At 41.5% G+C, this 13,510-nt stretch carries 10 protein-coding genes and 5 tRNA genes; 1 reads left to right on the top strand and 14 read right to left on the bottom strand.

Annotation, left to right across the window (positions count from 1 at the left end; all coding sequences use genetic code 11):
• Positions 1-69: 69 nt before the first annotated feature.
• From GQR46_RS07715 to xerD, 14 genes are all read right to left on the bottom strand, one after another.
• The gene (locus tag GQR46_RS07715; protein ID WP_165740614.1) at positions 70-1,446 is read right to left on the bottom strand and encodes a Na+/H+ antiporter NhaC family protein; all 1,377 of its coding nucleotides are present in this window, start codon (positions 1,444-1,446) and stop codon (positions 70-72) included.
• 190 nt (positions 1,447-1,636) lie between these two features.
• Positions 1,637-3,295, bottom strand: a complete 1,659-nt coding sequence (pbp4b, locus tag GQR46_RS07710) for a penicillin binding protein PBP4B (protein WP_165740613.1) — start codon at positions 3,293-3,295, stop codon at positions 1,637-1,639.
• A 9-nt stretch (positions 3,296-3,304) separates the two neighbouring features.
• A complete protein-coding gene (locus tag GQR46_RS07705) occupies positions 3,305-4,480 on the bottom strand; it encodes a DUF1343 domain-containing protein (RefSeq protein ID WP_165740612.1) in 1,176 nt (391 codons plus the stop codon).
• 711 nt (positions 4,481-5,191) lie between these two features.
• Positions 5,192-5,268: transfer RNA gene (locus tag GQR46_RS07700), tRNA-Arg, on the bottom strand.
• Positions 5,269-5,383: 115 nt separating this feature from the next.
• Positions 5,384-5,460 (bottom strand) — tRNA-Arg (locus tag GQR46_RS07695).
• A 51-nt stretch (positions 5,461-5,511) separates the two neighbouring features.
• A tRNA-Arg gene (locus GQR46_RS07690) sits at positions 5,512-5,588 on the bottom strand.
• Between the two features lie 74 nt (positions 5,589-5,662).
• Positions 5,663-5,739 (bottom strand) — tRNA-Arg (locus GQR46_RS07685).
• A gap of 38 nt (positions 5,740-5,777) precedes the next feature.
• Positions 5,778-5,870 (bottom strand) — tRNA-Ser (locus GQR46_RS07680).
• A 128-nt stretch (positions 5,871-5,998) separates the two neighbouring features.
• Entirely contained in the window at positions 5,999-6,181 is a 183-nt protein-coding gene (locus tag GQR46_RS07675) for a hypothetical protein (protein WP_165727226.1), read from the bottom strand.
• 330 nt (positions 6,182-6,511) lie between these two features.
• Positions 6,512-8,047 carry a lysine--tRNA ligase gene (lysS, locus tag GQR46_RS07670; protein WP_165727225.1) on the bottom strand — a complete coding sequence of 512 codons (1,536 nt, stop codon included), beginning with the start codon at positions 8,045-8,047 and terminating at the stop codon, positions 6,512-6,514.
• A gap of 26 nt (positions 8,048-8,073) precedes the next feature.
• Positions 8,074-9,172, bottom strand: a protein-coding gene (prfB, locus tag GQR46_RS07665; RefSeq protein ID WP_165727224.1) for a peptide chain release factor 2 whose coding sequence is annotated in 2 segments (ribosomal slippage) — positions 8,074-9,096 and positions 9,098-9,172 — 1,098 coding nt in all. Because the reading frame shifts where the segments join, the coding sequence is not laid out codon by codon here.
• A gap of 144 nt (positions 9,173-9,316) precedes the next feature.
• Entirely contained in the window at positions 9,317-11,038 is a 1,722-nt protein-coding gene (gene recJ / locus GQR46_RS07660) for a single-stranded-DNA-specific exonuclease RecJ (RefSeq protein ID WP_165740611.1), read from the bottom strand.
• An 80-nt stretch (positions 11,039-11,118) separates the two neighbouring features.
• On the bottom strand, positions 11,119-11,847 hold the full coding sequence (gene dsbC, locus GQR46_RS07655) for a bifunctional protein-disulfide isomerase/oxidoreductase DsbC (RefSeq protein WP_024596174.1): 729 nt from the start codon (positions 11,845-11,847) through the stop codon (positions 11,119-11,121).
• 62 nt (positions 11,848-11,909) lie between these two features.
• Entirely contained in the window at positions 11,910-12,836 is a 927-nt protein-coding gene (gene xerD / locus GQR46_RS07650; RefSeq protein WP_165740610.1) for a site-specific tyrosine recombinase XerD, read from the bottom strand.
• A gap of 94 nt (positions 12,837-12,930) precedes the next feature.
• Here xerD and fldB point away from each other — a divergent pair, with 94 nt between their 5' ends.
• Entirely contained in the window at positions 12,931-13,452 is a 522-nt protein-coding gene (gene fldB / locus GQR46_RS07645) for a flavodoxin FldB (protein ID WP_165740615.1), read from the top strand.
• Positions 13,453-13,510: the final 58 nt, after the last annotated feature.

The raw sequence follows: 13,510 nt of genomic DNA, 5'->3' as shown, positions 1-13,510 counted from the left end.
GCTTTATTTATTTTGAAAACAAAAAAGCCTGCAATTAAGCAGGCTTTTAACTATTTAAACTATCGTATTTTATAAAACAATAATGCTTGTTATTAAGTACGCTAAAAACGTAAGGCCACCACCAAATAAGGCATACGGTAGCTGCGTTTTAACATGGGTGAGTAAGTCACATCCCGATGCAATAGCCGATACAGCGCTGGTGTCGGATATAGGCGAGCAATGATCGCCAAATATACCACCACCCAAAATAGCACCTACCACAAGCGATGGCGGTAAACCTAGCGCTTGAATAAGTGGCACACCAATTGGGATTAATATAGCGAACGTGCCCCACGATGTACCCGTAGTAAACGACATAACCGCACCAGTTAAAAACAGCACAGGTACTATTAAGTAAATAGGTAGGTAGTCGCCAACAAGTGACGCTACAAATACGCCAGTACCCAACTCTTTTAAGCTTGCGCCAAGTGTAAGCGAAAGCAGTACAATGGCGACCAGTGGCATTAATTCGCCCATGCCTTTAAAACCGGTATCAACTAATTGATGGTGCGTAAATTTACGCGAACCAATCATTAAAAAGTAAGCAACAACAATGGCTAAAACCGTTGCGTATAATACTGATTTAGAACCGCTGCCTTCTGCTAATACACCATTACCAGTGTAATACATAAAGCCAACCATGCTGGTAATGAGCGTAATAAGCGGGATTAACATGTAACGCGCTTTAGAGGCTTTTATTTCATCTTTTAAGTCGGTTGTTTGAAGCTCTAGTTTTTCTTCGGCTTCTTTCATAGGGCCGTGCACTTTATCAAACGCGATGGTGTAAAAAACAATGACAAGGGTAATTATGGCGTAAAAGTTATACCCTACGCTGCCCCATAATACCGATACGGCCGACTCACCTAGCTCGTAATTACCTAACAAACCAAGTACAAATGCGCCCCAGCCGTTAAGCAGTATTAAAATACACACTGGCGCACTGGTGCTATCAATAATATACGCTAAACGCGCTCGGCTCATTTTAAATTTGTCGAATAAGCCACGCGATAAAATACCCGAGGTAAGTACGCTCAGGTTAGATTCTATAAATACCGCTATACCGGTAAACATGGTTAAAAAGCCCACTTGGCGCTTACTTTTTGCAATGCCTTTGTTCATTAGCATATTAACAGTTGCTGCAACGCCGCCAGATTCGCGAATGTAGGCAAGCAGTGCACCAATTAAAATACTAAATATTAATATGCGTGTATTACCTGGCGAGCTGGCAACCGAAATAATACGTTCAATGGTATTTAAAAAAGTATCAAACAAGCTATTACCTTCGCCCTGCAAGGCGAGTAAAAACTCAGAAGAAGCAACGGCAACAAGTAGCGCCATAATCACTTCTTTTCGCCAAAACACGATAGCAATCGCAATTAGCGGCGGTAAAATAGAATACCAATGCATAAAAAGTTAACCTTAATTATTAGCGAGTAGCCTCGCTTTGTACGCGTTTTAACGCTTATTTGTTAAGCCTAACAACATAAACCGGCTTAGTTTTATAGACCGCTTAGCTTAATGGATTGGCTTACTCAAGTCACCTGTAAATAAATCACTTAAGGTGGCACAGTTAGTACGTTTTAACCTATACGATAGCTTATTGATTTAGTAGTGCTTCATAAATAAGCGACACTACCGATCCGTACTGTGCGGTTTCAAATTGTTTGCCTGTAAATTCGTAACGTTTTTGCGAGCCTTTAATGGCACTATGGCGAGCATTGGTAAGTAAAACAATAGCTAAGTCGTAAGCGGGGTCAATTACGGTCACTGTACCCGTCCAACCCGTGTGGCCATAAGCCTGTGCGCTTGCATAAGGGCCAAAGTGCCAACGCCTTGCTTGGTTATTACCGGCAAGCCTAAAACCAAGCCCGTAGGTTTCATCGCTGCTTTGCGACGTTAAAAATTGCGCTAAGGCGCTTGCACTAAATAATTGTTGGTCGCCGTAGCCACCGCTATTTAGTAATAACTGGCAAAGCACAGCTAAGTCGTGGGCGTTACTAAATAACCCCGCATGCCCTGCTACGCCATCAAGCGAGTAGTAAGCGCGCTCGTCATGCACTTGGCCTTGTAAAACCCCAGTGCGAATATTATCAAACTTAATACGCCCGTCTCGCGTATTACCGCTAAGCTCTGTGGCTGCAAATTGCTGCGGCTTAAAGCCTTTTTTCAGTGGATTAAATAACGTGTTAGTTAATTTTAGTGGCGCATACACGTGCTGCTCTAGGTATTGGTCAAGGGGCTGCCCAGTGATACGCTCAATTAGTACGCCTAAAATCATGTAATCAATATCTGAGTAAATAGGCTGAGCAGATGATTTACTGCTAAAAGGCACGCTGGTAAGTAATAGCTGTTTGGTGGTTTTACTGTTTTGCGAATAAAACGCGTCGCCATTGCTGCCATCTTTACGATGAAAGTCAAATACTGGCGGGTATCCGGCGCTGTGTGTAAGTAAATCTTTTACTGTGCGTTGTGAGCGCCCTTCGCCTTTATATTCGCTTAGGTAGCTTTGTACGGGTTTATTAATATTTAATAGCCCTTCGCTTACTAATTTCATAAGGGCAAAGTTGGTGGCAAATATTTTGGTGTTTGAGGCTAAATCAAACAAGGTATTAGTTTGCATTGGCTCCGGGCGTAACAGCATTAAGTCACTTTGCTGATATTGCTTTGCATCGCCATAAGCAGTTAACTTTATTAGCTCGCCATTTTTAACAACAGCCAACACAGCCCCAGGAAAACCCGCTTTTACATCGCGATTTATTAATGCGTCCACTTCGCTAAAATCTATGCTTTTTATTGGATCGTCGCTTAAAGTAGGAAATGCAAAACGCAGCGTTAAACTTGCGCCAGCAGGGAGAATATTTTCAACTTTAAAGGTATTAACGCCGTTGTGAGTGTTTTTTGCCAAGCTGTAATTGTATAAGGTGTTGGCGCTTAGTTGGTTAACGTCGAGCTTTTGATTATTAATGTAAATATCGGCGCTTTGTGCGTTGTGGTTTTGTATTAATAATTGCCCGCGCCCTTTGTAAGCTTTAAACGTTCCTCGGTTATTTACATAAAACCGGCTACTTGGATTTACCTCAGGAAACGTTACAACCACTTGTGCGTTAGGCAGTTCTACAAGTTGGCTTTTTGTAAGTGGTAGCACCGAGCTAATAGGCTCAGGTGGTGTACTACAACCCACAACAATAAAGCTTAACGCCGCTATAAATGCTTTTTTTATATAACTACACCTTTGATTTTTTAAAGCAATAAACATGCTTAGCCCTTATTTATATAACAAGTAAGGCGCTCTTTGCGCTTTAAATTGCGCAAGCCCCGCCTGCCAACTTTGTTTTATTTGCGCCTCTGATTGCCCTGCTTCAATAGCTAAGCGCAATTTATTAGTACCCGCTAGTTTATCCATAAAGTCAGCGCGCTCAAAAAACGAGATGTTGCTTTTACTAAGCTCCGTGTACGCATTTATTAAGTAAGTTAAGTTTAGGCCTGTGATATTTGCCTGTCTTAAATCGAGCCCTTGTACGGTTTGGTTTTTAAATTTAGGATTTAAAGCCGCACCTTTAATTGCACGCGGCGTAAAATTAAAATCACCTAATGCAACTGGCGAATAGCCTATTACTTGAAACGCAAAATCGGTGCCTCTACCAATACTTACGGGCGTTGCTTCAAAAAAGCAAAGCGACGGATAAAGCGCAATCGCTTGGTCATTTGGTAAGTTAGGGCTTGGTTTTACAGGCAAGCTATACGTACTTTTGCGAGTGTAATGATCAACAGGGATCACGGTTAGTTTTAAATCGGCCGCTTTATTGATCCAGCCCTCGCCTTTGATCATTTTGGCAAGCTCGCCAACGGTCATACCGTGCAAAACAGGAATGGGGTGCATGCCTACAAACGATTTAAATTGCGGCTCTAATATTGGTCCGTCAACGTAGGCAATATTTGGATTTGGTCTGTCGAGTACTAAAAATTCTATCCCCTGCTCTGCAGCGGCTTCCATCATGTAGTGCATAGAGCTTATGTAAGTATAAAAACGTACGCCCACATCTTGAATATCAAAAATAATTACATCAACATCGGCTAGAGCAGCTTGGTTTGGCTTTTTATTTTTACCATAAATTGAAATAAGCGGAATACCAGTTTTATTATCAACGGCACTTTTTACATGTGCGCCTGCATCGTGATCGCCTCTAAAACCATGCTCTGGTGCAAAAATTTTAGTTATGTTGATGCTTTTAGTCAGTAGAGCATCTACTAAGTGAGTTTGCCCTACCGTTGATGTTTGATTAACTACCAGCCCTACGCTTTTATTTTTTAACTGCGGTAAATATTTAGCATATTGCTGCGCACCTACCATAAGTGAGTTATTAGCTTCGTTGGCTTGTGCGCTGGAAATACAAATAGCGCTAAAAATAAAAAATAACGTAATAAATAGGGTTTTAAACATACTGCAATATCCTTTTAAACAAGGCGTTTAAAATAACATAGGTAATATTAAAGAGCAGCTTTAGAAAAGGGTTAAGTGGGCTTGAGCAGATACAGTGATTAGAAGCTAGCGCTTCTCACGCGAGCAAGCTCAGCGTCTACAACGGATAAATAAACTCGGAGTTTAGATTTAAATATTAGAGCTAGTTTTACTTGTAGGCGTGCAGCTTGCTGACGCGACGAGCGAAGCTCGTAAATAAAGTCTGAGTTATATCGATTGTAAGTAATTAGAAGCTTCGCTTCTCACGCGAGCAAGCTCAGCGCCTACAACAGATAAATAATCTCGGTGTTTGGATTTAAAGATTAGAGCTGGCTTTACTTGTAGGCGTGCAGCTTGCTGACGCGACAAGCAACGCTCGTAAATAAAATATCAGTTATATCGATGGTAAGTAATTAGAAGCTTCACTTCTCACGCGAGCAAGCTCTGCGGCTACAACGAATAAATAAACTCGGTGTTTGGATTTAAAGATTAGAGCTGGCTTTACTTGTAGGCGTGCAATTTGCTGACGCGACGAGCGAAGCTCGTAAATAAAGTCTGAGTTATATCGATTGTAAGTAATTAGAAGCTTCGCTTCTCACGCGAGCAAGCTCAGCGTCTACAAGTTAGCAATCTACCAATTTCACTTTATTTCGGGCACAAAAAAACCGACTTAATGTCGGCTTGTTATGAAAGTGGTGGGCGCAGGAGGATTCGAACCTCCGACCGCTCGGTTCGTAGCCGAGTACTCTATCCAGCTGAGCTATGCACCCACTTTCATAGATTGCTTATTTAAACTCTAAGCAGAGCGTATAAATTCAGGCATAAAAAAACCGATTTCCATCGGTTTATTTTTCTTACACTTAAAAGTGTATGAAAACATGAAAGTGGTGGGCGCAGGAGGATTCGAACCTCCGACCGCTCGGTTCGTAGCCGAGTACTCTATCCAGCTGAGCTATGCACCCACTTTCATTTTTACTATTACTTGTTTTTACTCTAAGTGAGAGTCTATAAAGTGGTGGGCGCAGGAGGATTCGAACCTCCGACCGCTCGGTTCGTAGCCGAGTACTCTATCCAGCTGAGCTATGCACCCACTTTATAGTTTACTTATTTTAACTCTAAGTAGAGCTTTTTCTTATTTAGACTCTAAGCAGAGTTATTAAAGTATGGTGGGCGCAGGAGGATTCGAACCTCCGACCGCTCGGTTCGTAGCCGAGTACTCTATCCAGCTGAGCTATGCACCCATACTTTAAAACTTTACAAAACACGCCATTAAAAGAAATGGTGGAGAGGGAGGGATTCGAACCCTCGATAGAGCTACAAACTCTATACTCCCTTAGCAGGGGAGCTCCTTCGGCCACTCGGACACCTCTCCGTCTTGTGGGGCGTATAATAAAGATTTCAGAAAATATGTCAAACACTTTTCTACCAAAAACGACTATATGGTTACAGATTGCACATATGCTTGGTTTAAAAGTGTAATTAGTTTGAAATTTAAGCGGGTTACGTATTTTTATTTGAAGGATTAACACCTAGCACAGGAACTAAGTCATCCGTTAACTGAGCCAAATACTGTTCTTGGTAACCTAATTGTTGAAATTCGGCAATACAAGCACGGTAGTAAGCATCTCGTTCTTGCTCTGTTGTGCATTCTTCTGATAAATCATCTACTCGTTTATCTTTCATACTATTATTCTAAGTCCTTTAAGAATCTATATTAACTGCTAAATACTAAGCAGTTTAAATTTCGTGCGTATTTTAGCTAAAACCTTTACATTAATACAACATATGTTTAAAAAACAATCATACTAAAAAGTTATAGCACTGTTAGTTTTAATATTAAAACTGCCAATAACAATAAATTAGCGAAGCTGAATTGCACATTAACCAGCACTAATAACTACATTTAATTTTTAGTTTAGTACTTATTAACTAAAATAACAAAAGCCGATTTAAAAAACAAAAAAACGCCGCTATTAAGCGGCGTTTATTAACTTACTTTGTTCTACCAAAAGCTTAGTCAGCTTGCGGACGCATATGCGGGAACAAAATAACGTCTTTAATTGTTGATGAGTCAGTAAACAACATTACTAAACGGTCAATACCAATACCTTCACCTGCAGTTGGCGGTAAGCCGTACTCAAGTGCGCGTATGTAGTCTTCATCGTAATGCATTGCTTCATCATCGCCTGCGTCTTTCTCTTCAACTTGGCGAGTAAAGCGCTCAGCTTGATCTTGTGCATCGTTAAGCTCAGAGAAACCATTTGCAAGCTCACGACCGCCAACAAAAAATTCAAAACGGTCTGTAACAAATGCATTGTCGTCGTTACGGCGTGCAAGTGGCGATACTTCCCACGGGTAGCCAGTAATAAACGTAGGTTGAATAAGCATGTGCTCTGCTGTTTCTTCAAATATTTCACACAAGAACTTACCAGGCCCCCAAACGCAGTTTTCTGGAATTTTAACGTGCACTTGTTTAGCGTACGCTTTTAATTCGTCAAAGTGGTTTTCTGGGTCATTAAATACCGCAGCATCAAACTCAGGGTTATATTTTAAGATAGCGTCCGCCATGCTTAAACGTGTAAACGGTTGGCCAAAGTCGTACTCTACTGAGTCAATCACTTCGCCGTTTTCGTCTTTAGTTGTATTAACTACAACTGCACTACCAAGTACGTTTTCTGCAACTGTACGTAGCATGTCTTCGGTGATGTTCATCAGGTCGATGTAATCAGCGTATGCTTGGTAAAATTCAATCATTGTGAATTCTGGATTGTGACGCGTAGATAACCCTTCGTTACGGAAGTTACGGTTAATTTCGAATACACGGTCAAAACCACCTACCACTAAGCGCTTTAAGTAAAGCTCAGGCGCTATACGTAAGTACATGTCGATATCAAGCGCGTTATGGTGAGTTACAAACGGACGCGCAGATGCACCGCCAGGTATAACCTGTAGCATAGGTGTTTCTACTTCCATAAAGTCACGGTCTGCTAAAAAGCGACGAATGCCTTCAACTACTTGCGAGCGAATACGGAATGTTTCGCGCGTTGCTTCGTTGGTAATTAAATCAACGTAACGTTGGCGGTACTTTGTTTCTTGATCTGATAAGCCATGGAATTTTTCAGGCAACGGACGAAGTGACTTAGTTAATAATTGATACTCAGTCATTTCTACGTATAAATCGCCTTTACCCGATTTATTTAGCGCACCTTTAACACCAATAATATCGCCAGTGTCTAGTTGACCATATTTTTCTTTAAGATCTTTTTGAACATCTTTAGATGCATACGCTTGTACGCGACCTTTCATGTCTTGAATTACAAAAAACGGTCCACGCTTTGCTAAAATACGGCCAGCGATAGACACAACTTCTTGCATCTCTACTAATTCTTCTTTGCTCTTATCACCAAACTGGGCTTGCAAATCAGCCGTGTAATGCTCACGACGGAATTGGTTTGGATGACCGTTGGCTGGGCAATTTTCGCGTATAGCGTCTAACTTGCCGCGACGCTCAGCGATTAACTTGTTTTCGTCTTGGATTTTATCAGTCATTTTTTAGCTCTTTATTAGCTTGGTGGTTATAGGCCAGATTTAAGGCTGGCTTCAATAAATTTATCTAAGTTACCGTCAAGTACCGATTGGGTATTACGGTTTTCAACGCCTGTGCGTAAATCTTTAATGCGTGCGTCATCAAGTACGTATGAACGAATTTGACTACCCCAACCAATATCAGATTTCGCGTCTTCTTGCGTTTGTTTTTCAGCATTTTGCTGTTGTAGCTCAAGCTCAAATAATTTAGCTTTTAACTGCTTCATCGCTTGGGCTTTATTTTTATGCTGCGAACGCTCGTTTTGACACTGTACTACGGTATTTGTTGGTACGTGCGTAATACGAACCGCCGATTCGGTAGTGTTAACGTGCTGACCACCCGCGCCTGATGCACGGTAAACGTCTATACGTAGGTCTGACGGATTCATATCAATTTCAATATTATCGTCAACTTCTGGGTATACAAACGCAGAAGCAAATGAGGTATGACGACGACCACTTGAATCAAATGGGCTTTTACGCACTAAGCGATGCACGCCCGTTTCGGTACGTAACCAACCGTAAGCATATTCGCCAACAAAGCGAACTGTTGCGCCTTTAATACCAGCAACATCACCGTCGGTCGCTTCAACTAGCTCAACTTTAAAGCCTTTAGCTTCGCCCCAACGTAAATACATACGTAGTAAAATATTACACCAGTCTTGAGCTTCAGTACCGCCAGAGCCAGATTGTAAATCAAGGTAAGCATCATTTGAGTCGTGAGGACCGCTAAACATACGACGAAACTCTAAACCTTCTAACTGCTCGTTTAAATCAGCAAGTTCAGTTTGTGCTTCAACAAAGGTATCTTCGTCTTCAGCTTCTACTGCTAGCTCAAGTAAGCCTTCAACGTCGTCTGTACCGGCTACAAGGTTGTCGATTGTTTCAACAACCGCTTCCAATGCTGATTTTTCACGGCCAAGCGCTTGTGCGCGTTCAGGCTCATTCCATACGGCTGAATCTTCAAGCTCGGCGTTAACTTCTTCTAAGCGTTCTTGTTTAAGAGCGTAGTCAAAGGTACCCCCGAAGCAATTCAGTACGTTCGCGAATTTCCTTGATTTGATTAATCACAGGATTCACTTCAAACATGTACATCACTCCAAAATGGCTAGGTAATTGCGCCCATTTAAACGGGGTTTTCGCAATAAATTATCGTCAAATGATAAAAACGCCCGATTTTAACAAAAAACCGCGCGCTTTATTAGCCTTTTATGCATGATATGTGCATATTTTTTAGTGCACTTTTTCAAGCTCTCTAACTATTAATTGCAGCGTAAATTTACCTCTAAACTCATTTATATCGAGCTGGTACGCTACTTTTACAAATTTAGCCTCGGTATCTGGCCATTCTTTTACATCAATACCAAATGCGATGGCGTCAACTAATCGACCTGATTGATGTTTTAACACCAGCTTTAAATGCTTTTCGCCTACTATGCGTTGCTGTATTAATTCAAATGTATGCTCAAACACTGGCTCAGGAAATTGCTGCCCCCACGGACCCGATTGCTTTAACAGCTGTGCAAATTCCATCGTAAAACAGTCGTTTGGCAACTCACCATCGGTAAACACAATACAGCGTTTACTTTCTTCACTCAGTTGCGCGCTAACAGCAGCGTCAAACGCTTTTTTAAAGTCGTTAAAGTGCTGCTCGTTAATACTTAAACCTGCAGCCATTGCATGACCACCAAATTTATTAATTAAATGCGGATCGGCAGTGTTAAGCCCTTCGAGTAAGTCGCGCATGTGCAGCCCTTCAATAGAGCGGCACGAGCCTTTTATTTCACCATTTTCGCCACCAGCAAATATAACAGTCGGGCGATGGTATTTTTCTTTTAAGCGACCAGCCAAAATACCAATAACGCCTTGATGCCAATCATCTTGAAACAAGCAAATGGCATCAGGAATGTTATCGTCGCTAAATGCGAGCCTATCGAGTACAGCTTGCGCCTCTGCTTGCATGCCCTGCTCTATTTCGCGCCTTGCAAAGTTTAAGCTATCGAGCTCGCCGGCTATACTACGCGCTTGGTTTATATCGGTACTGAGTAAGCACGCTATACCCAAACTCATATCGTCTAATCGCCCTGCTGCGTTTAAACGCGGGGCAAGCGAAAAACCAAAGTCGCTAGCACTCAAACGTGCGGCATTGCGGTTAGCCACTTCAATAAGGGCGGTAATACCTGGGCGTGTTTTACCACTGCGAATACGTGCTAAACCTTGATGCACCAACGTACGGTTATTTGCATCAAGTGCCACTACATCGGCAACCGTACCAAGCGCTACAATATCGAGTAAATTTGCAAGGTTAGGTGGCGACTGTTGCTCAAAATAACCTAAGTCTCGCATTACGCTTCTCAGTGCTATTAGTAAGTAAAAAGCAACGCCAACGCCTGCAATCGATTTAGACGGAAAATCACATTCATGCCTATTTGGATTTACTATTGCATCTGCATTTGGCAGTTGCTCACCTTGTAAGTGGTGATCTGTTACCAGCACTTTTATGCCAACCGCTTTTAAAATATCAATACCGGCAATACACGATATGCCGTTATCTACGGTGATCACTAAATCAGGTTTTATTTGTACTATTTGCTCTGCAAGTGCGGGGCTTAAGCCATAACCTAAGCTAAACCTGTCAGGAATTAAGTAATCTAAATGCTTAAAGCCAAACATCTCAAGGCCTTGCATTAAAGTTGCAGTGCTTGTTGCGCCATCGGCATCAAAGTCGCCAACTATTAAAATATGGCTTTGTGCTTTTAATGCTTCAATTAATAAGTCACTGGCTTTGTCGATGTCTTTAAACAATTTAAAGTCGTGAAGCGTCGCTACGCTGTTATTTAGCTCTTCGGCATTGAATACATTGCGGTTAGCATAAATTTGTTTAATTACAGGGTGTAAATTACTCGGGAGATGCGAGTCGTCAACGTTTTCACGCGCAATGATTAGTTTTTTCATGCAGAGTTTTAACTTATTGAGTCGTATTAAAAAGACAAAAAAAGGCCATTAAGGCCTTTTTAATAATGCTACGCGTTTAATTACGACGCTTTGTTAGCTTCTAATGCTGCTTTTAATGCCGCTGCTGGCTGATAACCAGGGATCATCGTACCATCTTCTAAAATAATAGCGGGTGTGCCGCTAATACCAAAGCTTTGACCTAATTGGTAATGCTCTGCAACCGGTGCGCTACAGCCTGCAACTACTTTAGTGCTTGTGCCCGATTTAGCTTCTGTTAGTGCTTCTTGCTGATCGCGTGCACACCATACGTTCATTAAATCTGCGTAACCTGAACCTTGTAAGCCACCACGTGGAAACGCTAAGTACTTAACGGTAATACCCGCATCAAGTAAATCGTCTAACTCGCGGTGTAATTTACGACAGTAACCACAGCTAATGTCGGTAAATACAGTAATGCTGTGTTTTTCGTTTGGCGCTTTGTACACAATCATCGATTCTTCGTATTCTTTAAGACCTTCAACACGCACGCCATTTAATGCTTGCTCTGTTAGGTTATTACGATTATTTAAATCAATTAACGTACCTTGCATTAAATATTGACCATCTGGACTTGCGTAAAGCACGCCCTTATTAGTGATCAATTCTTTTAAACCCGCTACTGGGCTTGGATTAATTTGCTTTACAGTTACACCAAGCTCGGCAAATTTAGTAATAATAGGATCATTAGCATCTGGTGTTACAGCAACGCCATTTGCAAATGCACTAATACTTGTGCACAACATGGCACCTGCTAACATTAATTTTTTCATAACTTCTCTCTATCCTAAAAGACTTAATATATTGACCGGCTTAATGATATTTAATTTCAAACTTACGCACGTGGATGATGCTGCGCATGTACCGACTTTAACCGTTCATTGGCGACATGGGTATAAATTTGCGTAGTTGATAAATCGCTATGGCCCAACATCATTTGTACCACACGTAAATCTGCCCCATGATTTAATAAGTGCGTAGCAAAAGCATGACGCATAGTATGGGGCGATAATGGAGACTCAACTGCTGCCAAAATAGCATAGTGTTTAATTCTATGCCAAAAGGTTTGTCGCGTCATGCCGACTCCGCGTTTAGAGGGGAACACAAAATCGGTGGCGTGTTTTATCATTTGTGCACGCCCGACCTTTAAAAATTGCTCAAGCCAATACATGGCTTCTTCACCCAATGGCACTAAACGCTCTTTATTACCTTTACCTTTTACAAACACCACCGCTTGGCGCAAATTAATTTGCTCCATGCGCAGGCCAACAAGCTCACTTACACGCAAACCCGTTGCATAAAGTAGCTCTAGCATGGCTTTATCGCGCAGTCCCATTGCTTCTTCGGTATTAGGCGCATTTAATAATGCCTCAACTTCGGCCTCTGAGAGTGTTTTAGGTAACGATTGCCCTGCTTTTGGTTGAGAAATATTTAGCATGGGAGTATCACTAATTAGTTTTTCACGCACAAAGTACTGATAAAAACGCTTAAGCGCACTAATGCTGCGCGCAGTACTGCGTGGTTTTAAACCTAAATCAACTCGGTGAGCTAAGTACCCCTCTACATCAAGCCCGGTTACCGTCATTAAATTTTGCCCTTTTAAAAATAGGCAAAACTTATCTAAATCACTGCGATAAGCACTTAATGTGTTTTCGCTTACACCTTGTTCTAAGTACAGGCTATCTAAAAAGGTTTCTAGGTAGTCGCTATTACTGCTCATACTGCTGTTATTTTCAAAAGAATCGTCAGATAGCGTTGTCACATTATGCTCTCATGCTTTGCTAAGGTATCAATTAAAAATACCTTACGGTAAACTTGAGCCTATCATATCAGGCAATTACACAGTGATAAATACGATGCAAATTGGTTTATTTTTTGGTTCTACCACGTGCTACACCGAAATGGCAGCAGAAAAGATTCGCGACATTATTGGTGCCGATATAGTTACCCTGCACAATATTAAAGACGAGCCACTAAAAAATGCAGAGCAGTATGACTTTATCATCTTTGGTATTTCAACATGGGATTTTGGTGAAATACAAGAAGACTGGGAGTCAAAGTGGGACGACATAGCCGACGTAAACCTAAATGGTAAAACCATTGCTTTATTTGGCATGGGCGATCAACAAGGTTACGGGCAGTGGTTTCAAGATGCGCTAGGCATGCTACACGACGAAATAAATACGCAAACATTTACTCAACTTGGTTTTTGGCCAAACGACAGTAGTTACGAGTTTGAAGCTTCAAAAGCATTAACGCCTGATGGTAAACAGTTTGTAGGACTCGCACTCGACGAAGACAGTCAATACGAGCTAAGCGACGACCGCATTGCAACATGGGTTGAACAGGTAATGACTGAATACGGCGAAATGCTTTAATTCACTTATCAATACTGACAAATAAAAAGTAAAAAGCCCGCAACTAGTTTAGTTGCGG

This window comes from Pseudoalteromonas sp. Z1A6, from assembly GCF_011378745.1.
GTDB classification, from domain to species: Bacteria; Pseudomonadota; Gammaproteobacteria; order Enterobacterales; family Alteromonadaceae; genus Pseudoalteromonas; species Pseudoalteromonas arctica.
This window is presented reverse-complemented; position numbering and strand designations above follow the sequence as displayed.